Source organism: Cellulomonas sp. PhB150 (assembly GCF_003755175.1).
In the GTDB taxonomy this organism is placed as follows: domain Bacteria; phylum Actinomycetota; class Actinomycetes; order Actinomycetales; family Cellulomonadaceae; genus Cellulomonas.
The window spans coordinates 458,662-485,266 of the sequence record NZ_RKHX01000002.1; the positions used below are offsets into that span (position 1 = coordinate 458,662).

24 protein-coding genes are annotated in these 26,605 nt (G+C 73.3%); 15 read left to right on the forward strand and 9 right to left on the reverse strand.

Annotated features, from left to right (window positions below; all coding sequences use genetic code 11):
- Positions 1-2: 2 nt before the first annotated feature.
- Positions 3-1,070, reverse strand: a complete 1,068-nt coding sequence (locus EDF34_RS09520; RefSeq protein ID WP_123371107.1) for a DUF4439 domain-containing protein — start codon at positions 1,068-1,070, stop codon at positions 3-5.
- A 118-nt stretch (positions 1,071-1,188) separates the two neighbouring features.
- Here EDF34_RS09520 and rimP point away from each other — a divergent pair, with 118 nt between their 5' ends.
- From rimP to rbfA, 5 genes are all read left to right on the forward strand, one after another.
- Positions 1,189-1,737, forward strand: coding sequence for a ribosome maturation factor RimP (gene rimP, locus EDF34_RS09525; RefSeq protein WP_123371108.1), 549 nt, complete (start codon positions 1,189-1,191; stop codon positions 1,735-1,737).
- Between the two features lies 1 nt (position 1,738).
- Complete coding sequence (gene nusA, locus EDF34_RS09530) at positions 1,739-2,752, forward strand: transcription termination factor NusA (protein WP_123371109.1); 1,014 nt, start codon at positions 1,739-1,741, stop codon at positions 2,750-2,752.
- A complete protein-coding gene (locus tag EDF34_RS17950) occupies positions 2,749-3,087 on the forward strand; it encodes a YlxR family protein (protein WP_123371110.1) in 339 nt (112 codons plus the stop codon). The genes nusA and EDF34_RS17950 overlap by 4 nt, the downstream gene beginning before the upstream one ends.
- Positions 3,088-3,230: 143 nt before the next feature.
- Positions 3,231-6,041, forward strand: coding sequence for a translation initiation factor IF-2 (infB, locus tag EDF34_RS09540; protein ID WP_123371111.1), 2,811 nt, complete (start codon positions 3,231-3,233; stop codon positions 6,039-6,041).
- A gap of 106 nt (positions 6,042-6,147) precedes the next feature.
- Positions 6,148-6,597, forward strand: a complete 450-nt coding sequence (gene rbfA, locus EDF34_RS09545; RefSeq protein ID WP_123371112.1) for a 30S ribosome-binding factor RbfA — start codon at positions 6,148-6,150, stop codon at positions 6,595-6,597.
- A gap of 100 nt (positions 6,598-6,697) precedes the next feature.
- On the opposite strand, the gene EDF34_RS09550 is transcribed toward rbfA, so the two are convergent.
- Positions 6,698-8,164, reverse strand: coding sequence for a DHA2 family efflux MFS transporter permease subunit (locus EDF34_RS09550; protein WP_123371113.1), 1,467 nt, complete (start codon positions 8,162-8,164; stop codon positions 6,698-6,700).
- A gap of 78 nt (positions 8,165-8,242) precedes the next feature.
- Here EDF34_RS09550 and EDF34_RS09555 point away from each other — a divergent pair, with 78 nt between their 5' ends.
- Positions 8,243-8,866 (forward strand): TetR/AcrR family transcriptional regulator, encoded by a 624-nt coding sequence (locus EDF34_RS09555; RefSeq protein ID WP_233575293.1) that lies wholly within the window; start codon positions 8,243-8,245, stop codon positions 8,864-8,866.
- Complete coding sequence (truB, locus tag EDF34_RS09560) at positions 8,863-9,795, forward strand: tRNA pseudouridine(55) synthase TruB (protein WP_123371114.1); 933 nt, start codon at positions 8,863-8,865, stop codon at positions 9,793-9,795. The genes EDF34_RS09555 and truB overlap by 4 nt, the downstream gene beginning before the upstream one ends.
- A 1-nt stretch (position 9,796) precedes the next feature.
- Here the strand turns inward: truB and EDF34_RS09565 are convergent, their stop codons facing one another.
- A complete protein-coding gene (locus tag EDF34_RS09565; RefSeq protein ID WP_123371115.1) occupies positions 9,797-10,204 on the reverse strand; it encodes a DUF3224 domain-containing protein in 408 nt (135 codons plus the stop codon).
- Positions 10,205-10,318: 114 nt separating this feature from the next.
- Here EDF34_RS09565 and EDF34_RS09570 point away from each other — a divergent pair, with 114 nt between their 5' ends.
- On the forward strand, positions 10,319-10,645 hold the full coding sequence (locus EDF34_RS09570; protein ID WP_123371116.1) for a YciI family protein: 327 nt from the start codon (positions 10,319-10,321) through the stop codon (positions 10,643-10,645).
- Positions 10,642-11,862: an RNA polymerase sigma factor gene (locus EDF34_RS09575; protein ID WP_123371117.1), complete on the forward strand. Its 1,221-nt coding sequence runs from the start codon at positions 10,642-10,644 to the stop codon at positions 11,860-11,862. The genes EDF34_RS09570 and EDF34_RS09575 overlap by 4 nt, the downstream gene beginning before the upstream one ends.
- Before the next feature lies 1 nt (position 11,863).
- Here the strand turns inward: EDF34_RS09575 and EDF34_RS09580 are convergent, their stop codons facing one another.
- The 4 genes from EDF34_RS09580 to EDF34_RS09595 are packed head-to-tail and all read right to left on the reverse strand — an operon-like array spanning position 11,864 to position 14,349.
- Positions 11,864-12,649 (reverse strand): alpha/beta fold hydrolase, encoded by a 786-nt coding sequence (locus EDF34_RS09580; RefSeq protein WP_123371118.1) that lies wholly within the window; start codon positions 12,647-12,649, stop codon positions 11,864-11,866.
- A 25-nt stretch (positions 12,650-12,674) separates the two neighbouring features.
- Complete coding sequence (locus EDF34_RS09585) at positions 12,675-12,977, reverse strand: DUF3349 domain-containing protein (protein WP_123371119.1); 303 nt, start codon at positions 12,975-12,977, stop codon at positions 12,675-12,677.
- Positions 12,977-13,198, reverse strand: a complete 222-nt coding sequence (locus tag EDF34_RS09590; protein WP_123371120.1) for a hypothetical protein — start codon at positions 13,196-13,198, stop codon at positions 12,977-12,979. Before EDF34_RS09590 ends, EDF34_RS09585 begins: the two co-directional genes overlap by 1 nt.
- Before the next feature lie 11 nt (positions 13,199-13,209).
- Positions 13,210-14,349, reverse strand: a complete 1,140-nt coding sequence (locus tag EDF34_RS09595) for an inorganic phosphate transporter (protein ID WP_233575294.1) — start codon at positions 14,347-14,349, stop codon at positions 13,210-13,212.
- Between the two features lie 200 nt (positions 14,350-14,549).
- On the opposite strand from EDF34_RS09595, the gene EDF34_RS09600 reads away from it, so the two are divergent.
- Positions 14,550-17,861 (forward strand): glycoside hydrolase family 9 protein, encoded by a 3,312-nt coding sequence (locus EDF34_RS09600; protein WP_148076609.1) that lies wholly within the window; start codon positions 14,550-14,552, stop codon positions 17,859-17,861.
- Between the two features lie 162 nt (positions 17,862-18,023).
- On the forward strand, positions 18,024-19,028 hold the full coding sequence (locus EDF34_RS09605) for a bifunctional riboflavin kinase/FAD synthetase (RefSeq protein WP_123371123.1): 1,005 nt from the start codon (positions 18,024-18,026) through the stop codon (positions 19,026-19,028).
- Positions 19,029-19,035: 7 nt separating this feature from the next.
- Here the strand turns inward: EDF34_RS09605 and EDF34_RS09610 are convergent, their stop codons facing one another.
- On the reverse strand, positions 19,036-19,887 hold the full coding sequence (locus EDF34_RS09610) for a YrhK family protein (protein WP_158615074.1): 852 nt from the start codon (positions 19,885-19,887) through the stop codon (positions 19,036-19,038).
- Entirely contained in the window at positions 19,884-21,296 is a 1,413-nt protein-coding gene (locus EDF34_RS09615) for a glutamate decarboxylase (RefSeq protein ID WP_123371124.1), read from the reverse strand. The genes EDF34_RS09610 and EDF34_RS09615 overlap by 4 nt, the downstream gene beginning before the upstream one ends.
- Before the next feature lie 205 nt (positions 21,297-21,501).
- Here EDF34_RS09615 and EDF34_RS09620 point away from each other — a divergent pair, with 205 nt between their 5' ends.
- The 4 genes from EDF34_RS09620 to EDF34_RS09635 all read left to right on the forward strand — a co-directional run bounded on the left by EDF34_RS09620 (position 21,502) and on the right by EDF34_RS09635 (position 26,605).
- Positions 21,502-22,575, forward strand: coding sequence for a semialdehyde dehydrogenase (locus EDF34_RS09620; RefSeq protein ID WP_123371125.1), 1,074 nt, complete (start codon positions 21,502-21,504; stop codon positions 22,573-22,575).
- Between the two features lie 2 nt (positions 22,576-22,577).
- Complete coding sequence (locus tag EDF34_RS09625) at positions 22,578-23,828, forward strand: NAD(P)/FAD-dependent oxidoreductase (RefSeq protein WP_158615075.1); 1,251 nt, start codon at positions 22,578-22,580, stop codon at positions 23,826-23,828.
- A 72-nt stretch (positions 23,829-23,900) separates the two neighbouring features.
- Positions 23,901-24,170, forward strand: coding sequence for a 30S ribosomal protein S15 (gene rpsO / locus EDF34_RS09630; RefSeq protein ID WP_118766485.1), 270 nt, complete (start codon positions 23,901-23,903; stop codon positions 24,168-24,170).
- 215 nt (positions 24,171-24,385) lie between these two features.
- Positions 24,386-26,605 (forward strand): polyribonucleotide nucleotidyltransferase, encoded by a 2,220-nt coding sequence (locus tag EDF34_RS09635; RefSeq protein ID WP_123371127.1) that lies wholly within the window; start codon positions 24,386-24,388, stop codon positions 26,603-26,605.

A 26,605-nucleotide genomic window follows, 5' to 3' on the forward strand; every position in this document is an offset into this window, starting at 1 on the left:
GCTCAGGCCTGAGCGCGCTCCGGCAGGCCGGGGAACGCGACCGCCGCGCCGCCCCACGAGCGGGCAGCGGCGGTCGCGGTCCGCAGCCCGTCCATGAACGGCTGGCGCTCACCCGCGGGGGTGCGCGCGACGAGGGTCGCGTTCGCCTCGGCGATCGCCGACTCGAGCGAGACCGCAAGCCTGCGCGCGGTCTTCAGAGTCGTCAGGCCGTCCGGCAGCGCGTAGGCCGCGCGGCGGGGGTCGTCCTTGGTCTGGGCGGTACCCGCGGCGACGGCCCAGCGCTGGGCCTCGTCGCGGTGCGCTGCGGCGGCGTCCCGGGCCTTGGTGCGCACGTCGCCCGACTGCTGGGCGGCGATCACCTCGTAGGCGTACCCGGCCTGGTCGTGCGCGAGGACGAGAGCGTCGAGGTCGTCGGCGGACGTCGCCTCGGCGGCCTGCGTCTGCTCGGGCGACGGGGTCGGCTCGGGGGCCGGGCTGCCCGTCACGCTCGGCGCGGGGGTCGGCGCCACGACGACGTCGAGATCGGGCGTCTTCGCGCCCGTCGCGCGGGCGAGCCGGCGGGTGAGCTGGTCGCGGGCGGTCGCGATCGAGGCGACCAGTCGGGCGAGGCCGGCGTCGTCGACCTCGTCCGCGTCGGCCAACGCGGTCCGGGTCGCGTCGGCCAGGTCGTCCAGGACCGCGGCGGGGTCGCTCGCGGGCGGCTCGGTCGTGGCGGTGGGGGAGGGCGACAGGCCCGAGTCGTAGGCGGGACCGAGCTGCGCCGCGTGCTGGTCGGAGAAGTCGGCCACGTCGGTCAGGACCGCGGCGACGCCCTTGGGCGGCTTCGTCGCGAGCGCGGACCGCGCGGCCCCCGCCAGCTCGGCGGCGTCGTCGAGCGTGCGGGCGCGCACCTGCTCGACCGCGCCGGGGGAGGGCTCGACCTGCGCGGGGGTCTCGAGCCGGATCGAGCAGGCACCGAGCAGTCCCAGGGCGACCAGGACCGCCGTGATCCTCACCACGTGGGCCGCGGCGCGCCGGGGCTGCCGCAGGCGGTCGTCGTGCGGGAACGGGCGCGTCGGGGTGGTCCTCATCGCGGCAGATCCTGCCACGCGAGGCGGTGCCCGGACGTCGGGCGCGCGCGGACTCGTTAGGCTGGGCCGACAACATCACAGGGTCGAGCGACCCGCGGGACCAGAACGGAGGCCGGTCATGGCCGCAGCCGCTGGCGCAGAGCAGGTCCGCGAGATCCTCGAACCCGCCGTCGCCGCCCAGGGACTCGTGCTCGACGACGTCGAGATCCACCGGGCCGGATCACGGTCGACCGTCGTCGTCTCGCTGGACCTGGCCGAGGACGACGAGGGCGAGCTCGACCTGGACCGCGTCTCCGACGCGACCCGTGCCGTCTCCGACGCGCTCGACGCCGCCGACCTCATCGCCGGCCACTACACGCTCGAGGTCGGCAGCCGGGGCGTGGACCGCCCGCTCACCGAGCGCCGGCACTTCGTGCGCGCCGTGGGCCGCACCGTGACGCTGCAGCTGGCCGACGCGACCACCGTCGCGGGCCGGCTCACCGAGGTCGTCGACACGGAGATCGTCGTCGTGCCGGTGAAGCCCGGGCTCAAGGGACGGCGCCCCACGGTGGGCGAGCCGGTGCGGGTCGCGCTGACCGACGTGCGCGACGCCCGCGTCGAGGTGGACCTGACGGGGCTAGGCCCCGTGGACGACGAGGCCGGCGCCGACGCCGGACAGGAGAGCTGACATGGACATCGACATGCAGGCGCTGCGGCTGCTCGAGCGCGAACGGGAGATCAGCCTCGACGTGCTGGTCTCCGCGATCGAGCAGGCGCTGCTGTCCGCCTACCACCGGACCCCGTACGCCCACCAGCGCGCGCGGGTCGAGGTCGACCGCAAGTCCGGGCACGTGACGGTGTGGGCCCGCGAGCCCATGGCGGTCGACGAGGACGGCCTGACGACCGGCGTCGAGGAGCCCGAGTTCGACGACACCCCCGACGGCTTCGGCCGCATCGCGACGGCCACCGCGCGCCAGGTCATCGTCCAGCGGCTGCGCGACGCCGAGGACGACCAGGTGCTCGGCAACTTCCGCGGCAAGGAGGGCGAGGTCCTCGGCGGCGTCATCCAGCAGGGCCGCGACCCGCGCACCGTGCTCGTCGACATCGGCGGCGTCGAGGCCGTGCTGCCCGCGCACGAGCAGGTGCCCGGCGAGGAGTACGTGCATGGCGAGCGCATCCGCGGGTTCGTGCTCGAGGTCGCCCGCGGCCAGCGTGGACCGCAGGTCACGTTGTCCCGCTCGCACCCGGGCCTGGTGCGCAAGCTCTTCGCGCTCGAGGTACCCGAGATCGCCGACGGCACCGTCGAGATCATGTCGATGGCTCGCGAGGCCGGCCACCGCACCAAGATGGCCGTCCGCTCGACCGTCGCCGGCGTCAACGCCAAGGGCGCCTGCATCGGCCCCATGGGCGGCCGCGTGCGCGCCGTGATGGCCGAGCTGCACGGCGAGAAGATCGACATCGTCGACCACTCGGACGACCCGGCGGAGATGATCGCTCACGCGCTCTCGCCCGCGCGGGTGGTCTCGGTGACGGTCGTCGACCCCGAGGCCCGGGCGGCGCGCGTCGTCGTGCCCGACTACCAGCTGTCGCTCGCGATCGGCAAGGAGGGCCAGAACGCCCGCCTCGCCGCCAAGCTCACCGGCTGGCGCATCGACATCCGGTCCGACGCGGAAGTGCCGGAGGCTCAGGGTCACGCCGAGTGAGTGCACGCGGTAGACTGACTGGCGCTGGGCATCAGGCCCGGCTCCCCTCGCGTGAACCACGACCGCACAGCGGTCCCGTTCGCACGTGCGTCGGGTGCCGTGCTCCTGGTTCCCGAACGGCCCTGCTGAGGGTGGTCGTCGTCCGTGACCTGCTGGTCGTGGACGTCCGACGCTCGATGCCGGGCAGGGGTGCGTGGCTGCACCCCGACCCTGGATGTCTCGAGCTCGCGACGCGTCGACGCGCGTTCGGGCGGGCCCTGCGTCACGCAGGCCCGTTCGACACGGCCGTCGTCGCCGAGTTCCTCGAGAGCCAGCTGCAGCACGACGCCGGGTGAGGCCCGGCGTCGACCGTCGAATGGGAAGCGGGTCTGGAAGCCGATGGCTACCCGATGAGAACGCACCGATGAGTACCCAGCGATGAGTACCTCGCACTAACGACGGTCCGACCCTGTCCGGGCGGACCGAGACAGGGAGAGATGTGGCTAAGGTCCGCGTCTACGAGCTCGCCAAAGAGCTCGGGGTTGACAGCAAGAAGATCATGACGACGCTCACCGAGATGGGCGAGTTCGTCCGCTCGGCGTCCTCGACGATCGAGCCGCCCGTCGTGCGCAAGCTGCGCGACACGTTCCCCGCCGGCAGTGGCGCCCCCGCGCCCGCCCCGGCACCCAAGGCTGCGGCACGCCCCGCGCCTGCCCCGAGCGCACCGGCCCCCGCGGCCCCGGCAGCCCCTGCGGCCGCCGCTCCCGCGCCGGCCCCGGCTCCCGCTCCGGCGGCGGCGCCTGCCGCCCCCGCCCCTGCCCCCGCTGCACGTCCGGCCGCTCCGGCGCCGGCCGCTGCCGCACAGGCGCCGGCGACCACGGCACGGCCCGGGGCTCCTCGCCCCGCCGCCGCGCGGCCCGGCAACAACCCGTTCGCGCCGTCGCAGGGCATGCCCCGTCAGGGCGAGCGCCCCGGCGCCGGCCGCACCGGTGGCGGCCCCCGTCCGGGCAACAACCCGTTCGCGCCGTCGCAGGGCATGCCCCGCCCGGGCGAGCGTCGCAACGCGCCCGAGACCGCAGCCCCGGCCGCGTCCGCGGGCGAGCGTCCCGGCGGTCCTCGTCCCGGTGGTCCCCGTCCCGGTGGCCCGCGCCCAAGCCCCGGCATGATGCCGGGCCGGACGACCAGCGGTGTCGGTCGTCCCGGTGAGCGTCCCGCGCCCGGTGGCCGTGGCGGTGGCGCCGGTGGCGCCCGCGGCGGCTACGCCGGTCGTCCCGGCGGCGGCGGTGCGCCCGGTGGCGCTCCCGGTGGTGGCGGCGGTTTCGCCGGTCGCCCCGGTGGCGGTGGCGGTCGTCCCGGCGGTGCCGGTCGTGGCTCGACCCAGGGTGCGTTCGGTCGCGCCGGTGGTCGTCCCGTGCGCGGACGGAAGTCGAAGCGCGCGAAGCGCCAGGAGTTCGAGCAGATGCAGGCGCCGTCGCTCGGTGGCGTGCAGGTGCCCCGCGGCAACGGCTCGACCACGGTCCGCCTGCGTCAGGGCTCGTCGCTGAACGACTTCGCCGACAAGATCGACGCCAACCCGGCCTCGCTCGTCACGGTGCTGTTCCACCTCGGTGAGATGGCCACGGCGACGCAGTCGCTCGACGAGGACACGTTCGGCACGCTCGCGACCGAGCTCGGCTACGTCATCGAGATGGTCTCGGCCGAGGAGGAGGACCGCGAGCTGCTCGGGGCCTTCGACATCGACCTGGACGCCGAGCTCGAGGCCGAGGGCGACGACGAGCTGCAGGCTCGCCCGCCGGTCGTCACCGTCATGGGTCACGTCGACCACGGAAAGACCAAGCTCCTCGACGCCATCCGTTCCACGGACGTCGTCGCTGGCGAGGCCGGCGGCATCACCCAGCACATCGGTGCCTACCAGGTCACCAAGGTGCACGAGGGCAACGAGCGCGCCATCACCTTCATCGACACCCCGGGTCACGAGGCGTTCACCGCCATGCGTGCGCGTGGTGCTCAGGTCACCGACATCGCGATCCTCGTGGTCGCGGCCGACGACGGCGTGATGCCGCAGACCATCGAGGCGCTCAACCACGCCCAGGCGGCCGGCGTCCCGATCGTGGTCGCGGTCAACAAGGTGGACAAGGAGGGGTCCAACCCCGACAAGATCCGCCAGCAGCTGACCGAGTACAACCTGGTGGCCGAGGAGTACGGCGGCGACACGATGTTCGTCAACGTCTCCGCGAAGCAGAACATGGGCATCGACCAGCTGCTCGAGGCCGTGCTCCTGACGGCCGACGCCGCGCTCGACCTCCGGGCCAACCCGGACAAGGGTGCGCGTGGTGTCGCCATCGAGGCGAACCTCGACAAGGGCCGCGGCGCCGTCGCGACCGTCCTGGTCCAGTCCGGCACGCTGCGCGTCGGCGACGCGATCGTGGCGGGCACGGCCTACGGCCGCGTCCGTGCCATGTTCGACGAGCACGGCGAGACGCTCACCGAGGCTGGCCCGTCCCGCCCGGTGCAGGTGCTCGGTCTCGCGTCGGTGCCCAGCGCCGGCGACACGCTGCTGGTCGCTCCCGAGGAGCGCACCGCGCGGCAGATCGCCGAGAAGCGCGAGGCCGCCGAGCGTGCCGCCCTCCTGGCCAAGCGCCGCAAGCGCGTCAGCCTCGAGGACTTCACGCAGGCGCTCGCACTGGGCAAGGTCGAGACCCTCAACCTGGTCCTCAAGGGCGACGTGTCGGGTGCCGTCGAGGCGCTCGAGGACGCGCTGCTCAAGATCGACGTGGGCGAAGAGGTCGACCTGCGCGTCATCCACCGCGGTGTGGGTGCCATCACGCAGAACGACGTCAACCTGGCGACCGTCGACTCGGCGATCATCATCGGCTTCAACGTCAAGTACGCCGAGCGGGTCGAGGCCCTGGCTGACCGCGAGGGCGTCGACGTGCGCTTCTACTCGGTCATCTACCAGGCGATCGACGACGTCGAGGCGGCCCTCAAGGGCATGCTCAAGCCGGAGTACGAGGAGGTCCAGCTGGGCACCGCGGAGATCCGCGAGATCTTCCGCTCCTCGAAGTTCGGCAACATCGCCGGCTCGATCGTCCGTTCGGGCGAGATCCGTCGCAACACCAAGGCGCGCGTCCTGCGCGGCGGCAAGGTCGTCGGGGACAACCTCACGATCGAGTCGCTCAAGCGGTTCAAGGACGACGCGACCGAGGTCCGCGAGGGCTACGAGTGCGGTATCGGGCTCGGGTCGTTCAACGACCTGCAGTCCGAGGACATCATCGAGACCTGGGAGATGCGCGAGAAGCCTCGCGCCTGATCCTCAGGTTTGATCGACCGCGGGGCGGGCGAGGCATCGTCCTCGCCCGCCCCGCGCCGTTCGCTGCGGCACCCGTCGAGGGTGCCTGACCAGAAAGGTCCCGTTCATGGCTGACAAGGGTCGTGCTCGCAAGCTCTCCGAGCGCATCCAGCAGGTGGTCGCGCAGATGCTCGACACCCGCATCAAGGACCCGCGCCTCGGGTTCGTCACGATCACCGACGTGCGGGTCACCGGTGACCTCCAGCACGCCGACATCTTCTACACCGTCCTGGGCGACGACGAGGCCCGTGCCGGCACGGCCGCGGCGCTCGAGTCGGCCAAGGGCGTGATCCGCTCCGAGGTCGGCAAGCAGACCGGCATCCGGCTGACGCCGACGCTCGCCTTCTTCCCCGACGCGATCCCGGACACCGCCGCGCACCTCGACGCCGCCCTCATCGAGGCTGCGCGTCGTGACCGCGAGGTCGCCGCGCTGGCCGCCCAGGCGAGCTTCGCGGGCGAGGCGGACCCGTACCGCCGTCCCGAGGACGACGACGAGGACGAGGCCGAGCAGGCCTGACCTCGCGCATCCCGCCGCATCGTTGAAGGGATCGTCGCAGCGCACGCGCCGTCCGGCGTGACGTCCGCTGCGACGATCCCTTCAACCATGTGCGGGGTCATCAGCCCGGTGAGGTCGCCCGGCCCGTGCTGCGCGGCATCGCGAGGGTGATCACCGCGCCGAGGCCCACGACCGCAGCGCCGACGAGGGCCGCGGGGGCCAGGCCGTCCGCGTAGTCGTCGGGCGTGAGCGTGCCGCCCGACGCGGTGAACACCGCGACCAGCACCGCGACCCCCACCGCCCCGCCGATCTCCCGCAGCGTCGCGTTGACCGAGCTCGCGGTGCCGTGGTCGTCGGGCAGCATGTCCGCGAGCACCGCGGTGGCCGAGGGCGCGAAGGTCAGGCCCATGCCGATGCCGGCGAGCGCGAGGCCTGGCACCAGCTCCGAGTACGAGCTGACGCCCGCGGCCACCGCCAGCCCCTGCCAGGCGAGCCCGGCGGCCTGCAGCGCGAGGCCCGTGCTGAGCAGGGGCCGGACACCGAGCCGTGGAGCGAGCATGCCCGCGATGGGCGCGACGATCATCGGCGCCGCGGTCCACGGCAGGGTGCGGATGCCGGCCTGCAGCGGGCTGTAGCCGAGCGCGATCTGCAGGTACTGCGAGAGCACGAACACGGTCCCGAACACGCCGAGCGAGAACGCGAAGGCGCTCGCGTTGGCCACGGCGAACGAGCGCACGCGGAACAGCCGCAGCGGCACGAGCGGGTGGTCGGTGCGCGACTCGCGCACCAGGAACGCGGCGATCAGCACCGCGCCGAGCACCAGCCCGCCGACGACGCGGACCGAGCCCCACCCGTCGTCGTTGCCGCGGACGACGGACCACACGACCGCGAGCACGCCGGACGCGGCGAGGACCAGTCCGGTCAGGTCGATGCGCTGACGCCGGCCGAACGACTCGGGCAGCGCGTAGCGGACCAGCGGGATCGCGACGACCGCCACGGGCACGTTGATCCAGAAGATCGCCTCCCACGAGATCCCCTGCACGACGGCGCCGCCGATCACCGGTCCGAGCGCGACGCCGAGACCGGACACCCCGCCCCAGATGCCGATCGCCATCGCGCGCCGAGCGGGCGGGACGGCGGCGGCGAGCAGCGTGAGCGACAGCGGCATGATCGCTGCCGCGCCGGCGCCCTGGACCGCTCGTGCGGCGATCAGGGCCTCGGCGCTCGTCGCGAGCGCGGAGGCGATCGAGGCCGCGGCGAACACGACGATGCCGCCGACGAAGAGGCGCCGGCGACCCCAGCGGTCGCCGAGCGTCGAGGCGGCGATCATCAGCGAGGCGAAGCTCAGCGTGTAGGCGTTGACCATCCACTGCAGCTGCTCGAGCGAGGCGGACAGCTCGGTGCGCAGGACGGGCAGCGCGGTGGTCATGACGAGGTTGTCGAGCGTCGCCATGAACATCGGCAGCGACGCGGCGACGAGCGCGACGGCCGTGCCGACGGTGCGTGGTGCGCCGCCCCGGGACGCGCCGAGGCGGCCCTTCGGGCTGGCGGGCTCCGCGGCTCGCGGGGCGGTGGACGTGACGGTCACGGAAGCTCCCGATGTTGGTTGGCATTGATTGATAACTAACGAGAGCGACCGTAGGCATCGGCTGATAACCTTGTCAACATGCCCGCCGACCCGAGTCAGTCCGGACGCGACGAGGACGTCGCGATCGCCCCGCCCACCCGCAGCACGTCGGGCACCCGCATGACCGGCGCCGCGCGCCGCGACCAGATCCTGGCCGCGGCCCGTCGCGTGTTCGCCGAGGGCGGCTACGCCGCGAGCACCGACGAGGTCGCGCGCGCCGCGGGCGTGTCCCAGCCCTACGTCGTGCGGCTGTTCGGCAGCAAGCGCGACCTGTTCGTCGCCGCGTACCAGCAGGCCACGGGTGAGATCCTCGCCTCGCTCTCGGCCGTCCCCGCGGGGCCCGACGCCGGCGCCGCGATGGGCGACGCGTACGTCCAGCTCCTGGCGGACCGCGACCTGCTCCGCCTGGTGATGCACGGCTTCACCGCCGGCACCGACCCGGAGGTCGGGCGTGCCGCACGGCACTGCCTGGGGGAGGCGTTCCGGCTGTTCGTCGAGCGCACCGGCGAGGAGCCCGACGAGGGGCGCCGGTTCGTCGCCTTCGGGATGCTCATCAACGTGCTCATGGCGACCGACGCTCCCGCGCACGTCGGCGAGGACGCCGGCATGGACGCCTTGATGATCTGCGTGCAGGAGTCGGTCCAGGAGCGACGCACGGCATGACCACCCAGCAGCAGCGCCCACGGCGTCCCACCGCGCCCGACGGGCTCGTGGTGGTCGACAAGCCGCAGGACTGGACGAGCCACGACGTCGTCGCGCGCATGCGCCGGCTCGCCGGCACCCGCAAGGTCGGCCACGCGGGAACGCTCGACCCGATGGCGACCGGCGTCCTCGTGATCGGCATCGGCCGCGCGACCCGCCTGCTCACGTACGTCGTCGGGGCGGACAAGGAGTACCTCGCGACGATCCGCCTCGGCGTCACCACGAACACCGAGGACGCCGAGGGGGAGGTGCTCGTGGTGAGCGACGCGTCCGCCGTGACGCGGGACGCCGTGGCCGCGGCCGCGCTGCCCCTGACGGGCACGATCGCCCAGGTCCCCTCGGCCGTCTCGGCGATCAAGGTCGACGGGCAGCGCGCGTACGCCCGGGTCAGGGCGGGGGAGTCGGTGGAGCTCGCGGCCCGCGAGGTCACGGTCTCGACGTTCGACGTCGGTGAGGTGCGCACGGCGTCGGTGGACGGGACGCCCGTCGTCGACGTGGACGTGAGGGTGGTCTGCTCGTCGGGCACCTACGTGCGCGCGCTCGCACGCGACCTCGGCGACGCGCTCGGCGTGGGCGGCCACCTCACCGCGCTGCGCCGCACGCGGGTCGGCGGCTACGGCATCGACGGCGCGAGCACGCTCGACGAGCTCGCCGAGGTGCCCGACGACGTCCCTCTGAGTGTCCTGTCCCTCGCCGATGCCGCGCGCGCCACGTTCCCCGTGCGCGAGCTGACCGAGCCCGAGGCGCGCGCGCTGTCCTACGGCCAGGCGATCCCCGCCGACGGCGTCGACGCGACGACGGCGGCCATCGGGCCGGACGGCACGCTCGTCGCGCTGGTCGAGCCGCACGGCCCGAAGGCCAAGCCGGCGCTGGTGTTCGCGCCCGCCTGACCTAGGCCAGCTCGCAGTCCAGGTGCAGGCGGTGCGTCCCGTCGGCGTCGACCCACAGCGCGCCCGACCCGGTGAGGCCGGCCAGGGCGCCCGTGCCGCTGCCCGGCACCAGGGCGAAGTGCTCGTCGAACCGGTCGTCGCCGTGGGTCGAGGCGGCGTGCACGAACGCGAAGGTGCCGCCGTGCCCGCCGACGGTGCCCTCGAACGACTCGATCGCGAGGTACGTGCCCTCGCCGCGGCCGGGGTCGAACGCCGAGGTGAACAGCGTCGACGAGCGGCCGACCACGTCTCCCGCGAACTGCTTGCCGAGGGTCGCCACGCCGATGCTCACCGCCGTGGTGACGGGGTCGGGCGGCATCACGTCGGCCGGGGTGAAGTGCGTGACGGTGAAGGTCGATTCCAGGTGCATCCCTGGAACCTAGGTGCGAGCACTGACATCACGGCATGCTGTCGGATCTGGCCCGGACCGTTCGTCGCAGGGGTGAGAGGCGGCGCCTGGCCGCCCGAACGACAGGAGACGACCATGACGCAGTACCTGGTGTCCGTGCTCGACGACCGGACCGGCTCCGGCACCGAGGACGAGATGGCCGCGATCGACGTGTACAACGACGGGCTCCGGGCGGACGGCCACTGGGTGTTCGCCGGCGGCCTCGGCGGGCCGGAGACGGCGACCGTGATCGACGCCCGGCACGGGGAGCCGGTGCTCACCGACGGCCCGTACGTCGAGACCAAGGAGCACACGGCCGGCTTCTGGATCATCGAGGCGGCCGACCTCGACGTCGCGCTCCGCCTCGCCGCCGAGGGCTCGCAGGCGTGCAACCGCAGGGTCGAGGTGCGGCCGTTCCTGTGACGTCCGACGTCGGTGACGCGATCACCCGGGTCCACCGCGAGGAGTGGTCCCGGGTGGTGGCGACGCTGGCCCGGCGCTTCCGCGACCTGGACCTCGCCGAGGAGATGACCGCCGAGGCGTTCGCGACCGCCGTCGCCCGCTGGCCCGTGGACGGCGTCCCGCCGAACCCCGGCGGCTGGCTCACCACGACCGGCTACCGCAAGGGCGTCGACCGGCTGCGGCGCGAGGGTCGGCGCGACGCGAAGCACCTGGAGGCGCTCATGCTGTCCGGCCCGGCCGACGCGCGCGGCGCGATCGACGACGACCGCCTGCGCCTCCTGTTCACCTGCTGCCACCCCGCGCTCGCGATCGAGGCCCGGGTGGCGCTGACGCTGCGCATGGTCGGCGGGCTCACGGTGCCCGAGATCGCGCGCGCGTTCCTCGTGCAGGAGTCCGCCATGGGTCGGCGGATCACGCGTGCGAAGACCAAGATCGCCGCGGCCCGGATCCCGTACCGCGTCCCGTCGCGGGAGGACCTGCCCGCGCGCGTGGCGGGGGTGCTCGCGGTGCTCTACCTGGTCTTCAACGAGGGCTACCTGGCCTCCGACCCGCAGCAGCAGCCGGTCCGCGCCGACCTCACCGCCGAGGCGATCCGGCTGACGCGGCTCGTGCGCGAGCTGCTGCCGGACGACGGCGAGGTTGCCGGCCTGCTGGCCCTCATGGTGCTGACCGACGCCCGCCGGACCGCGCGCGTCTCGGCGAGCGGCGAGCTCGTGAGCCTCGACGAGCAGGACCGCGGTGCCTGGGACCTTGCCCTGGTCGCCGAGGGGCACGCGCTGGTGCGGGAGCGCCTGGCGAGCGGCGAGGCGCCGGGTCGGTACCAGGTGCTCGCGGCGATCAATGCCGTCCACACCGACGCCCGCGAGGCGCGGGACACCGACTGGTGGCAGGTGGTGGCCCTCTACGACCAGCTGCTCCGGATCGACGGCTCGCCGATCGTCCGCCTCAACCGGGCGGTCGCGGTCGCCGAGGTCGACGGCCCCGAGGTGGCGCTCGCGCAGGTCGACGCGCTGCCGCTGGACGGCTACCACGCCTTCCACGCCACGCGCGCGGACCTGCTGCGCAGGCTCGGGCGCAGCGCGGAGGCGCGCGCCGCGTACGACCGTGCGATCGAGCTGGCCGGCAACTCCGCGGAGCGGGCCTACCTCACGCGGCGCCGCGACCAGCTGGCGCGCTGAGTCACGCCCCGGCGAACGCCACGACCGCCGCGGCGACGGCACCGGGATCGGGCTCGTGGTCGCGGCCCGGGACGACCTCGAGCCGGGCGTCGGGCAGCGCGCCGGCGATCGCCGCCGCGGACTCGACGAGCACCGGCCAGGTGTCCCTGGCCCGCACGACGAGCGCGGGGACGGCCACCGACGAGAACGCCGCGGGGTCCGGGAACCGGTCGGTCACCGCCCAGTCGTACAGCAGGCTCGGCGCGATGGCCTCGAGCGCACGGAACCACGGCTGGTCGCGCTGGCCGGAGGCCAGGTGCGGCGGCAGGCCGACGACGCGCGACTGGTAGAGCTCGACGGCGCCGGCGTGGTCGCCACCCCGGACCAGGGCCTCCAGCTGCGGGCCGACGGACGCGTCGCGCGGGGGAGCGCTCGGGACGACGACGGGTGCCTCGAGGACGACGAGGCGCCGGACCGGGACGCCCGCAGCGGCTGCCGCCAGCGCGAGGACGCCTCCCGAGGAGTAGCCGAGCAGGGTCACGTCGTCGCCCAGGTCCGCGACGAGCGCGCGCACGTCGTCGACCTCGCGCTCCACGGCACCGGCGATCCCGGATCCCTCGTCGGTGCTGTCGCCGCGCGCCCTGCGGTCGACCGCGATCCCGCGGTGGCCGAGCGCGGACAGAGCGGCCGCGAGGGGCAGGAGCCGTCCGCGGTCGTTCATCGCCCCCGGGAGCAGGACCACCGGCGGGCCGGAGCCGAGCTCCTCGACCGCGAGCAGGGTCCCGTCCGACGACTCGATGTGCCGCATGGACCCCACCGTAGGGGGCGCGGCGTCAGGCGTCGACGTCCGCCAGGGGCCACCCGGCCGCGGCGAGCACCGCGCTGACGCGCGCGACGTCGCCGGGCAGCGCCTGCTGCTCCAGGAGGCCCTCGATCTCGGCCGCCACGGCCTCGGACGTCGCGCCGCCGCCTGGGTGCGCCAGCACGATGCGGTCGGCGACCTCGATGACCTCGTCGTGCGTGAGCGTGCGCTTGAGCAGCGCGAGCACCGCCACGTAGTCGTGCTCGGGAACCCCGCTGGGGTAGCCGGCACGCAGCCAGTCGGCGACCCGTCGGACGACCCCGTCGCGCGCCATCACTCGCTCCCGACGACGAGCTTCGCGACACCCACCACGACAGCCGCGGCGCACACCGCGAAGCAGAGGTAGGCCGCCGAGCGCCGCAGCGCGGTCGTCGTGCCGTCCACCGGGGCGAGCGCGCGCACCCCGAGCGCGAACACCGCCGGCACCCCGGCGCCGAACACGAGGCTGAGGACGATGACCTTCGTCAGCGCCTCGCCGTCGACCAGCTGGTCCATCTCGGTCCTCCTCAGGCGGCCGGGACGGTGGCCGGGCGGTCCGGCGTCGTCCAGTCGTCGTTGACGTTGGTGTGGTCCACCGCGCTCCTGCGCGAGGCGAGCCAGAGGCCCGCGCTCGCGGCGACGAGGATCGCCAGGACGAGCAGGGTGCCGGCGGCGCCGTCCAGGACGCGCTGGATGCCCTCCGCGCCCGCGCCGACGAGGGCCGACGCGGGCAGCGTGATGAGCCACGCGACGACCATCCGGCGGGCCACGCCCCACCGGACCGGTGTCCGCCTCCCGACGCCCGACCCCATGATCGAGCCGCTCGCGACGTGCGTGGTGGACAGCGGGTAGCCGAAGTGGCTCGAGACGAGGATGACCGCGGCCGAGGAGGTCTCGGCGGCCAGTCCCTGCGGCGGCTCGATGTCGACCAGGCCCTTGCCGAGCGTCCGGATGACGCGCCAGCCGCCCAGGTACGTGCCGAGCCCGATGGCGCAGGCGCAGGCGATGATCACCCACACCGGGACCTGCGCGTCGGCCGGCAGCTCGCCGCCGGCGATCAGGGCCAGCAGGATGATGCCCATCGTCTTCTGCGCGTCGTTCGTGCCGTGCGCGAGGGAGACGAGCGACGCGGACCCGATCTGGCCCCACCGGAACTCCGACTCGCGCGCCCCGGACCCCACGCTGCGCGTGATCCGGTAGACGAGCCACGTGCCGGTCAGGGCGATGAACCCCGCGGCGACGGGAGCGATGACCGCCGGGATGACGACCTTCGACAGGAGGCCGGACCAGATGACGCCGTCGAGGCCCGCGGCGACGACGACCGACCCGACGAGCCCGCCGATGATGGCGTGCGACGAGGACGACGGCAGGCCGAAGTACCACGTCACCAGGTTCCAGATGATCCCGCCGCACAGACCGGCGAACACCACGGACAGGGTCACCGCGTCCTGCTCGACGATGCCCTTGGCGATGGTCGCGGCGACGGCGAGCGACAGGAACGCGCCGACGACGTTCAGCACCGCGGACAGCAGCACGGCGACCTTGGGTCGCAGGGCCTTGGTCGCGATCGACGTGGCCATGGCGTTGGCGGTGTCGTGGAAGCCGTTGGTGAAGTCGAACGCGAGGGCCGTCACGACCACGAGCACCAGGAGTGCGATTCCGTCCACGTCACCGACGATGCGGGCCGTGCCGAGGGGCGGCAAGAGGGGGCGCCTGTTGTTCATGCACGGTTCGCCCGAAAGTCACAGTTTGGGTCGGATCGTTCCCATCGCCCGATCTCGCTGCTACCTTGCCGTCACAACTGTATCGCTCAAGACGTACCGGCCCGGTGCGTGAGAGCGCTTCCACACAAGCCCCAGGAGACAGCGTGGTTTCCTTCCTTCCCGGTCGCCGTCGCGCGACCTGGGCCGGCGCAGCAACCGCCGGCCTCGCCACCCTCGCCCTCGTCGTCGCCCCGATGGCAGCGGCCAACCCGATCGGTGAGGTCCACGACTTCGCCGACGGTCCGCAGGGCTGGTTCAGCTACGGCGGCACGTCGTCGTCGTCCGTCGACGACGGCGAGCTCTGCGTGGTCGTCCCCGCGGGGACGACGAACCCCTGGGACGTCGCCGCGCAGCACGACGACGTGACGCTGGCGGCCGACTCCCCGGTGACCGTCTCGTTCCGCGCGCACGCCACGGCCGACGTGTCGGTCAACCTGCGCGCCGGCATCGGCTACCCCGACGACGTGTCGTCGTCGGTCGCGCTGACCTCGGCGCCCACCGACTACTCCTTCACCTGGACCCCGGGCTTCAGCGGCACGGGCAACACGTCCTTCCAGCTCGGCGGGCAGGCGAGCGACTACACGTTCTGCCTCGACGACTTCTCGATCTCGGGCGACGACGAGCTGCTCGGGACGACGACCTTCGCGGGCGACACGCTCCCCGCGGGCTGGTCGCTCCCGGCCGACTGGGCCGTGACGTCGGCCGCCGGTGACCCGGCGTTCTGCGTCGCGGTCCCCGCCTCGGCGGGTCAGTACGACGGCCTGGTCTACAACGGCGTGCCCGTCGAGGACGGCGGCAACTACGCGCTGTCGTTCACGGCCAGCGCCAGCAACGGCGCCACCGTGCGCGCGCTCGTCGGGGAGAACGGCGGCGCTTACCGCACCGCGTACGTCGCCAACCCTGCGCTCACCGCGGAGCTGGCCTCCTACGACTACCCGTTCACCTCGTCGCTGGCGTTCCCGGCCGACGAGGGCGCCGTGGGCCAGGTCGCGCTCCAGCTGGGGGCGCGCGGCGACTACACGTTCTGCGTGAGCGAGGTGTCGCTCCGCAAGACCGCGACCCCGCCGCCCGCCTACGAGCCCGACACGCGCAGCCGCGTGCGGGTCAACCAGGTCGGCTACCTGCCGCAGGGGCCCAAGCGGGCCACCGTGGTGACCGACGCGGCGGCGCCGGTCGCGTGGGAGCTGCACGCCGCGGGCGGGGCGCTCGTCGCGAGCGGCAAGGCGGCCCTGGCCGGCACCGACCCGACGTCGGGCCTGAAGGTCCAGACCGTCGACTTCAGCACGGTCACCGCGAAGGGGGCGGGCTTCACGCTCGTGGCCGACGGGGAGACGAGCGACCCGTTCGCGATCAAGACCGACATCTACGCCCAGCTGCGGTACGACGCGCTGAACTACTTCTACCCGGCACGCTCGGGCATCGCGATCGACGCGCCCGGCACGGTCTACGACCGGCCCGCCGGGCACGTGAGCGGACCGGACGGCGCCGTCAACAAGGGCGACCTGGACGTCGCGTGCCTGACCGCGGCCGACGACGGCGCGAGCTGGTCGTACGGCACCTGGACCTGCCCCGCGGGGTACGCCCGGGACGTGGTGGGCGGCTGGTACGACGCCGGCGACCACGGCAAGTACGTGGTCAACGGCGGGATCGCCGTGCAGCAGCTGCTCAGCACGTACGAGCGGACGCTGTACGCGACCGACGCGGCCAAGGGCGCCCTCAAGGACGGCACGCTGGAGGGCCCGGCCGACGAGAGCGGCAACGGGGTCCCGGACGTCCTGGACGAGGCACGCTGGGAGCTCGAGTTCTTCCTGGCGATGCAGGTCCCGGCCGGATCGGGCATGACGGTGTCGAGCACGGACAGCCGCTCGCTCGACGGCATGGTGCACCACAAGATCCACGACGTCGGCTGGACCGGCCTGGGCCTGCTGCCCTCGGACGACCCGCAGCAGCGTCGTCTGCACCGTCCGTCCACCGCCGCCACCCTCAACGTCGCGGCGACCGCGGCGCAGGGTGCCCGGCTGTTCGAGAAGTACGACAAGGCGTTCGCCGCGAAGCTCCTGGCGGCGAGCAGGACGGCCTACACCGCGGCCCTGCGGGTGCCCGACCTGTACGCGCCCGCCAGCGCCGGTGCCAACGGTGGCGGTCCGTACGACGACACCGAGGTCTCGGACGAGTTCTACTGGGCCGCGGCCGAGCTGTACCTGACGACGAAGTCGTCGACCTACAAGAAGGACGTCGAGAAGAGCGCCCACCGCACGGACGACATCTGGACCGAGGGCGGCTTCAACTGGGGCAGCACCGCCGCCCTGGGTCGGCTCGATCTCGCGACGGTGCCCAGCGACCTCCGCACCCAGGCGCGCACCAGCGTCGTCGCGGGGGCCAAGAAGTACCTGACGTGGCAGAAGGCCCAGGCCTTCGGCACGGCGTACCCGGGCAGCAACGGCACGTACGACTGGGGCTCGAACTCCATGGTCGTGAACAACCAGGTGGTGCTCGCCACGGCGTTCGACATCACGCGCGACAAGAAGTTCAGCCGCGCCGTGCTCGAGTCCATGGACTACCTGCTGGGCCGCAACGCGCTCAACAACTCCTACGTCACGGGCTACGGGACGCAGTTCTCCAGCCACCAGCACAGCCGCTGGATGGTCCCGCCGCCGAACGGCTCGCTCGCGGGCGGACCCAACTCGCTGCGGAGCACGTGGGACCCGGTGATGAACACGCTGTTTCCGGAGTCCAACCCCTGCACGCCGCAGCGGTGCTACGTCGACGACATCGAGGCGTGGTCCGTCAACGAGATCACCGTCAACTGGAACTCGGCGCTGTCCTGGATCGCGTCGTTCGTCGCCGACCAGGGTGCGGCGCCGCAGCCGGTGGCGCCGAAGATCACCAAGCAGCCGACGTCCGTGTCCGGTGCCCTGAAGGCGAAGGTCACCCTCTCCGCCGCCGCCTCCGGCGTGCCGGCGCCGACCGTCAGGTGGCAGCGCCGGGCGCCGGGCGCCACCGCGTGGAAGGACGTGCGCGGGGCGACGAGCACGACGCTCAAGGTGGTCATGACGCGCGCCGAGCACCGGGCGGGCTACCGGGCGGTGTTCACCAGCTCGGCCGGTTCGGCGACGACCGCGACCGCGACCGTCACGCTCCGCAAGGCGCGCCCGGTCATCACGTCGCAGCCCAAGGACGTCACGGTGCGCTCCGGCGCGCGCGCGACCTTCCGGGTGGCGTACGACGCCTACCCGGCGGCGCACGTGCAGTGGTGGGCCAAGAAGGGCAAGACGTGGGTCAAGGTCCCCGGCGCGCGCGCCCAGACCCTGACGGTCAAGGTGACGGGCACGTCGTCGAAGCACTACCGCGTCGTGGTGAAGAGCTCGCAGGGGCAGGTCACCTCGCGCACGGCGCACGTCACGATCCGCCGCTGACGGCGGGCTGACGGACGACGCCCCGGACAGGTCTCCTGCCGGGGCGTCGTCGTGCCGGGCGACGACGCACGGCCGAAGAGGTGGCAGGCTTGCTCGCTGGGCCACCGCCGTCGCGGTGGGTCACCGATCGGATCGTCCGGTCAGCAGCGGACAGGAGCAGGCGTGCACCTCTGGCGTGATCTCGCCGACGTCCCCGACGGATTCGGCCCCTCCGTCGTGACGATCGGCAACTTCGACGGCGTGCACCGCGGGCACGCGGGCGTGCTGCAGCGCATGTGCGCCGACGCGCGCGGCGCGGGCGCGAGCGCGGTGGCCGTCACGTTCTCGCCCCATCCGCTCCAGGTGCACCACCCCGACACCGCGCCGCCGCTGCTCACGGGCGACACCGACCGGCTGGAGCTGCTCGGGGCGACGGGGCTCGACGCGGTCCTCCTGCTGCCGTACTCGCTCGAGTTCGCGCGGCAGTCGCCCGAGGAGTTCGTCCGGCGCTACCTGGTGGAGGGTCTGGGTGCCCGGGTCGTCGTGGTCGGCCGCGACGTGCGGTTCGGCTGGAAGAACTCCGGCGACCTCTCGACGATGGTCGAGCTGGGCCGCTCCTACGGGTTCTCGGTCGAGGTCATCGAGGACGTGACCCCGACGCCGGGCGCCGACCCGGGCAGCGCCGAGGACCACGTCGCTGACCCGCTGCGCCGCCGCTGGTCCTCGACCTGGGTGCGCGAGCTGCTCGAGGCGGGTGACGTGGTGCAGGCCGCGCGCGTGCTCGGCCGCCCGCACCGGCTGCGCGGCGAGGTGGTGCACGGCGACGCCCGCGGCCGCGAGCTGGGCTTCCCGACCGCCAACCTCAGCCAGGACGCCGAGGGCATGGTCCCGGCGGACGGCGTGTACGCGGGCTGGCTACGGCGTCCCGACGGAACGGTGCTGCCGTCGGCGGTCTCGATCGGCACCAACCCGACGTTCGACGGCGTGCAGCGCCGGGTCGAGGCGTACGTGCTGGACCGGACCGACCTCGACCTGTACGGCGAGCAGGTGGTCCTCGAGCTCGTCGAACGTCTGCGTCCGACGCTGAAGTTCGACGGCATCGAGCCGCTGATCACGCAGATGCACGCCGACGTCGAGCGGGTGCGCGAGGTGCTGGCACCCGTCACGGCGCCGACCACCGAGGCCTGACGGCCGGTCAGTCCTCCGACCGGTCCCGCGCCGACTCGACGGGCAGCAGGACGGCGCCGACGAGGAAGCACACGGCACCGAGGAACGTCCCCGTGTTCACCAGGGCCACGTTCGCGACGGCCCCCGACGGGTCCACGTACCGGGCGGCGACCGCCGCGACGCCGAAGGCGACGGACCCCAGAAGGTTCACCCCCGCGACGTGCCACCCCACGGACCGGTCCGGGCGGGGCAGGACTCCGCGGTTCACCTCGGCGAACGCGAGCCAGCTGGCGACGAGGAAGCACACCGACCCGCCGACGTCCGGCGCCCAGACCAGGCGGCGCGCCTCCTGGCTCGACAGGTCGGAGGCGGTGGCCGCGAACGTGCTGACGTTGAACAGCAGCGTCCCGACGAGCTGGACGAGGACGGCCCAGAAGTCGATCCGGCGCGGTCGCCAGCCGACCAGCGAGCGCAGCCGCCCGGGCCGCACCGAGCCGGACACGACCCCTCCCGGCGCGCGCAGCGTCTCGTGCAGCTGCAGGTACGCGGCGGTCGTGAACAGCAGCGAGCCGGCGAAGAACGTGGCCGCGACGCCCGACGGTGCGATCGTGTCGAAGAACGCCGGGACCGACCCGAGCGCGAAGCACACCGAGCCGCCGGCGAACAGGCCACCGATCCAGAAGCTCGAGGCGCTGGCCCGGCCTCCCGCCGGGCGCGCCTCGGCGGGCCGCAGGCCCAGGCCCTTGCGGTGACGCCGCGAGCTCCACTCGACCCGCGTCCCGTCGGGCCGCGCGAGCACCGCGTGCGTGACGAATCCCGCCGGGCCGTGCGTGCTCAGCACCTGCCAGTCGGCGGGGACGTGCGGGACGCCCGCGGTCACTGCGCCAGGCCGGTGCGCGCCTTGCTCTTGGCTGCGGCGTGCGCGGGGGAGGTCCAGACGTCGGGCTTGCTCCGGGCGCGCTCCACGGGCTGCTCGGCGACGAGCGCGTCCCAGGCGGCGAACAGGTCGCGGAGCAGCATCTCGATCATGAGGCGGCTGAGGTCGAGGCGGACGACGACGCGCATGAGGTGCACCGCGTCGGCGTCGGGCGGCAGGCTGTAGGCGGGCACGATCCAGCCGTCCTCCCGCAGCCTCGCCGACAGGTGGTAGACGTCGAAGCCGGGGTCGCCCTTGATCGAGAACGTGACGACCGGTTCGGCCAGCCCCGGGTTGAGGATCGTGAACTTGCCGCTGGCCTCGAGGGTCTCGTTGAGGAACCGGGCGTTGGCCAGCATCGTCTCGACGATCGCGGTGTAGCCGCTGCGGCCGAGGCGCATGAAGTTGTACATCTGGGCCTGGACCATGGCCGAGCCGCGCGAGAAGTTGAACGTGTAGGTCGGCTGTGCGCCGCCGAGGTAGTTCACGCTGAACACGAGGTCCTCGGGGAGCTTCGAGGCGTCGCGGAAGACGAGCCAGCCGACGCCGGGGTAGACGAGCCCGTACTTGTGCCCCGAGACGTTGATCGACGCGACCTGCTCGAGGCGGAAGTCCCAGCGCAGGTCGGGCTCGCTGAAGGGGGCGATGAACGCGCCGCTGGCCCCGTCGACGTGCAGGGGGACGTCCCAGCCCTTGTCCGCCTTGATCCGTACCAGCAGGTCGTTGATCTCCTCGATCGGGTCCGCCTCGCCGACGTGGGTCGTCCCCAGGACCGCGCCGACCGCGATCGTGTTCTCGTCGACGCGCTCCTCGACGTCCGCCGCGCTCAGCACGAAGCGGTCGGGCTTCATCGGGATCTTGCGCATCTCGACGTCGAAGTAGTTCGCGAACTTGTCCCAGACCACGTGGGTCTCCGCGCCGAAGACCACGTTCGGCCGGTCGGACGGCAGGCCCGCCGCCCGGCGCCGGTCCCGCCACGCGCGCTTGTGGGCGAGGAGCCCGAGCATGATCGCCTCGGACGAGCCGATCGTCGCGACGCCGACGACCTGCGCGGGGTCCGGCGCGTTGAAGAGGTCGCCCAGCATGTGCACGCAGGCCTCCTCGACGAGCGACGCGGCCGGGTACTCCTCGTGGTCGATGTGGTTCTTCCGGATCGTGTCGTGGATGAGCTGCTCCGCCTGCGGCTCCATCCACGTCGTGACGAAGGAGGCGAGGTTGAGCGTCTCCCGCCCGTCGAGCATCAGGCCCGTGTGCAGCAGCTCGTACGCCTCGTCGGGGTCGAGGCCGTGCGCGGGGAAGGTGCCACGGTCGACGTGGTCGCGGAAGCTGGCCCGGCCGTGGATGGGGCCGTAGGGGTCGGACGTCTCGCTCACGGGTCGCTCCTCGGTTCGTCCTGCCGGAGCTGTGGCTGGCTGCCGTCCCCGACGCTCACCTGCACGCCGACCGTAGCGCGGTACGTCCCGGTGTGTCCCGGTCCTGGAGGTGCGGGATCGGCGGGGTGAAGTGGGCCCCGGTCCGTATCACCCGGCCGCTCCCGGCCCTCCTGAGCGGCACAGTCCCCGCCGCCAGGAGCCTCCCGTGTCCCAGTTCGCGTTCCTCGTCCACCCTCGCGCCGACGTGTCGCAGGACCTCGCACGCGTGTGGTCGCCGTTCGGCGCGGTGCCCTCGGGCGCGCTGGAGTGGGGGCTGCGCCACCTGCCGGTCCCGCCCCTGACCCTGGGCACCGTGTCGCGGCCCGACGAGGGCGGCGTGGCCGGCTGGCTCGTCGTGGTCCCCGTCGGGGCGCGGCAGATGCTGCACGCGGACCGGCGGTGGGTGCTCGGCAAGGTGGAGCGCGCCGTCGACCTCGCCGTCGACCTCGGGGCGGACGTCGTCGGCCTCGGGGCCCTGACGGCTCCGGTCACCGGTGGCGGCCGGCTGCTGCGGCCGCGGGAGGGCGTGACGGTCACCAACGGCAACGCGTTCACCGCGCAGCTGACCGCGCAGGCGGTGCGGCGGCTCGTCGCGGGGATGGACCGGCCGCACGTGGCGGTGCTGGGGGCGACCGGAAGCGTGGGCTCGTGCGTCGTGCAGCTGCTGGCCGACGACCTCGACCTCGGTGCGCTCACCCTGGTCGCGCGTCGCCGCCACCGGCTCGCCGAGCTGGCGCAGGTCATGCGCTCGACGCGGCCCGGGCTGCCGGTCCACGAGGCGACCGAGGTCGACGCCGTCCGGGACGCCGACCTGGTCGTCGTCCTCACCTCGTCGACCGAGGCCCTGCTGCGGTCGGAGCACCTCAAGCCCGGCGCCGTGGTCCTCGACGACACCCAGCCACGCAACACCGACCCCGCGCTCGCGGTCGAGCGACCGGACGTGCTCGTCGTCGACGGCGGGCTGGCGGACGTGCGCGGGCTCGACGTCCGTGCGGACATCGGGCTGCCGCACGGCTACGCCTACGCGTGCCTGTGCGAGACGATGCTCATGGCGTTCGACGGCTGCACGACGCCGGCCGTGGGCGACGCGACGCCCGCGCACGCGCGGCGCATGCAGGCCGCGGCCGACCGGTTCTCGCACCTCGGGTTCGGGCTCGCCGAGCCGCTCTCGTTCGGGCGGCCGCTCGCGGCCGGTCGAGGGTCCGCCCGCGACCTCGTCGGGCTGCGAGGACCGTCGTGAGCGTGCACGAGCCGACCCAGGTCGTCGTCCTCGGCGGCGGCTACACGGCGGTGTGGGCGGCTCGGGCGCTGGCCCGCGGGCTGCGGCGGCGGCTGCGCGACGGCTCCGTGCGGGTCACCGTCGTCTCGTCGAGCACGACGCACGCCTTCCACGGCTGGACGGGCGAGGTGCTGTCCGGCCACGTGCGCGGCGAGCGGGCGCGCACGGCCCTCGTCGACCTCGTGCCGGCCGCGTGGGTGCTGCACGGCTGCGCGACGGCGCTCGACACCGTCACCCGCACCGTCGCGGTCACCACCGACGAGGGCGTGCGGCTGCTGCCGTACCACCACCTGCTCGTCGCCACGGGCTCGCGCGACGCGCGCGAGCGGGTGCCCGGGCTGGCGGAGCACGGGTGGTCGCTCAAGGACGACGGCGGGCTCGACGCGCTCGTCGGACGGCTCGACGGGGGAGCGGGCCCGGCGGTGGTCGTCGGTGGGGGACTGGCGGGGACCGAGGCCGCCGTCGCCATGGCCGCGCGGCTGCGGCGCGAGGACCCCGAGGCTCGCGTGGTCCTCGTGCACGGCGGCGACCGCGTGCTGCCGGAGCTGCGGCCGCGGTTCGAGCGCGTGGCGCGCTACGCGCTCGAGCAGGCCGGGCGGGCCGGGGTCGACGTCCGCTGCGGGGCCAGGGTGGTGCGGGTCGACGACGGCGTCGTGGTCCTGGATGACGGCTCGACGATCCCGGCCGGGACGGTCGTCTCCGCGGTGGGGCAGCGGGTCGTCACGCTGCCCGGCCTCGCGGCCGACCGCGCCGCCGACGGGCGGCTCGTGACCGACCGGCTGCTGCGGACGTCGATCGACGGGGTCTGGGCCGGCGGCGACGGCGCGGCCGTGCCGCAGCCGAACGGGTCCGGCCCGTGCCCGCCGAACGCGCTGTGGGCCCTCAAGGCCGGGACGCGCGTCGGGCGCAACATCGCGCGGACCGTGCGCGGGCGCCCCGCGCGTGCCTTCCGGTTCCCCGGGCTGGGTCAGGCCGCGAGCCTGGGCGTGGGCCGCGGGGCTGCCGAGCTGTACGGCGTGCAGCTCACCGGGTGGGCCGCGTGGCTGACGCGGTGGGTGTTCTTCCACGCCTTCATGCCGTCGCGACGGGTAGCGCTCGCGGCGATGGGAGACTGGCTGGTGCTCGGCCTGCGCACGCTCGGCGGTCGACGTGCGGTGGCTCACGCCACGCGCGGCGCCGTCTCGAACACTGGTACCCTGGACGCTGCCGTCTGAACGGCCGCGGAACGAGAGAGCCCGGGTGGACAAGCCCCGGAGCACCGCGCAACGAGTCAAACCAGGAGAGCCGTGCCCCTCGACAACGCCATCAAGGCCACCATCATGACCGAGTACGCCACGCACGAGGGCGACACCGGTTCCCCCGAGGTCCAGATCGCGGTGCTCACGCAGCGCATCAAGGACCTGACCGAGCACCTCAAGGAGCACAAGCACGACCACCACAGCCGCCGCGGTCTGCTGCTGCTCGTCGGTCGTCGTCGTCGCCTGCTCGGTTACCTGCAGAAGGTCGACATCAACCGCTACCGGGCGCTGATCGAGCGCCTCGGCCTGCGCCGCTGAACCACCGGACCAGCCCGGACCCGCCGTAGGGTCCGGGCTGGTCTGATGTTCCCGCAGCACCAGCACCACCAGCAGTACGCGGAGTACCAGCACGATCCACCGCGTCGGCCCGCTCGTCTGGTCCTCGGTAGTGGCTCCCGGAGCGTGACGTTCCGGGGACCACGGTCGAAGACCGTCGAGGCCGGCCGGCGCCTTCGAGAACAAGGAGGGCACCCGTGGAGGGTCCCGAGATCCAGTTCGCCGAGGCCGTCATCGACAACGGTCGCTTCGGCACCCGCACCATCCGCTTCGAGACGGGCCGCCTGGCCAAGCAGGCCGCCGGCTCCGCCGCCGCCTACCTGGACGGCGACACCATGCTGCTGTCGGCCACCACGGCCGGCAAGCACCCGAAGGACCACTTCGACTTCTTCCCGCTGACGATCGACGTCGAGGAGCGGCAGTACGCCGCCGGCAAGATCCCCGGCTCGTTCTTCCGCCGCGAGGGCCGTCCCTCGACCGAGGCGATCCTCGCCTGCCGGCTCGTCGACCGCCCGCTGCGCCCCCTGTTCGTCAAGGGCCTGCGCAACGAGGTCCAGGTCGTCGTCACGGTCCTGGCCATCCACCCGGACGACTCGTACGACGTGCTCGCCATCAACGCCGCGTCGATCTCGACGCAGCTGTCCGGCCTGCCGTTCTCCGGCCCGGTCGCCGGCGTCCGCATCGCGCTGATCGACGGCCAGTGGGTCGCCTTCCCGCGCTACTCCGAGCGCGAGCGCGCCACGTTCGACATGGTCGTCGCCGGCCGCGTGGTGGGCGACGACGTCGCCATCGCGATGATCGAGGCCGAGGCGCCCGAGAAGTCGTGGAACCTCATCCAGGAGGGTGCCACCGCGCCCACCGAGGAGGTCGTGGCCCAGGGCCTCGAGGCCGCCAAGCCGTTCATCAAGCAGCTCGTCGTCGCGCAGCAGGAGCTCGCGTCGAAGGCCGCCAAGGAGACCCAGGTCTTCCCGACGTTCCCGGACTACCAGGACGACACCTACGCCGCCGTCGAGTCTGCCTCGACGACGTCGCTGGGCGAGGCCCTGAGCATCGCGGACAAGCAGACCCGCGAGAACCGCCTGGACGAGATCAAGGCCGAGGTCGTCGCCTCCCTCTCCGCGCAGTTCGAGGGTCGCGAGAAGGAGCTGTCCGCCGCGTACCGCTCGGTGCAGAAGAAGCTCATCCGCCAGCGCATCCTCACGGACGGCTTCCGCATCGACGGCCGCGGCCTGCGGGACATCCGCACGCTCTCGGCCGAGGTCGAGGTCCTGCCCCGCGTGCACGGCTCGGCGATCTTCGAGCGCGGCGAGACCCAGATCCTGGGTGTCACCACGCTGAACATGCTGCGCATGGAGCAGCAGCTCGACACGCTCTCCCCGGAGACGCGCAAGCGCTACATGCACAACTACAACTTCCCGCCGTACTCGACCGGTGAGACGGGCCGCGTGGGCTCGCCCAAGCGCCGCGAGATCGGTCACGGCGCGCTGGCGGAGCGGGCGCTCATGCCCGTGCTGCCCAGCCGCGAGGAGTTCCCGTACGCCATCCGCCAGGTCTCCGAGGCGCTGAGCTCCAACGGCTCGACCTCGATGGGCTCGGTCTGCGCGTCCACCCTGTCGCTGCTCAACGCCGGTGTGCCGCTGCGCGCGCCCGTCGCGGGCATCGCCATGGGCCTCGTGTCCGACACGGTGAACGGTGAGACGCGCTACGCCGCCCTCACCGACATCCTCGGTGCCGAGGACGCGTTCGGCGACATGGACTTCAAGGTCGCCGGTACCCGTGAGTTCGTCACGGCCATCCAGCTCGACACCAAGCTCGAGGGCATCCCCGCCTCGGTGCTCGGCGGCGCGCTGACGCAGGCCAAGGAGGCGCGCCTCGCGATCCTCGACGTCATCGCCGAGGCGATCGACGTCCCGGACGAGATGAGCCCCTTCGCTCCCCGCGTCATCACGGTGAAGGTCCCCGTCGACAAGATCGGCGAGGTCATCGGGCCGAAGGGCAAGATGATCAACCAGATCCAGGAGGAGACCGGCGCCGACATCTCGATCGAGGACGACGGCACGGTCTACATCGGCGCCACCGACGGTCCGTCGGCGGAGGCCGCGCGGGCGGCGATCAACGCGATCGCCAACCCGCACATGCCCGAGATCGGGGAGCGCTTCGTCGGCACGGTCGTCAAGACCACGACGTTCGGTGCGTTCATCTCCCTGTCGCCGGGCAAGGACGGGCTCCTGCACATCTCGCAGATCCGTCGCCTCGTGGGTGGCAAGCGCGTCGAGAACGTCGAGGACGTCCTGTCCATCGGGCAGAAGGTCCAGGTCGAGATCGGCGAGATCGACCCCCGCGGGAAGCTGTCGCTGCACGCTGTGGTCGAGGACGAGGCGCCCGCCGAGGGTGCCGCCGAGTCGGTCGACGCCTGA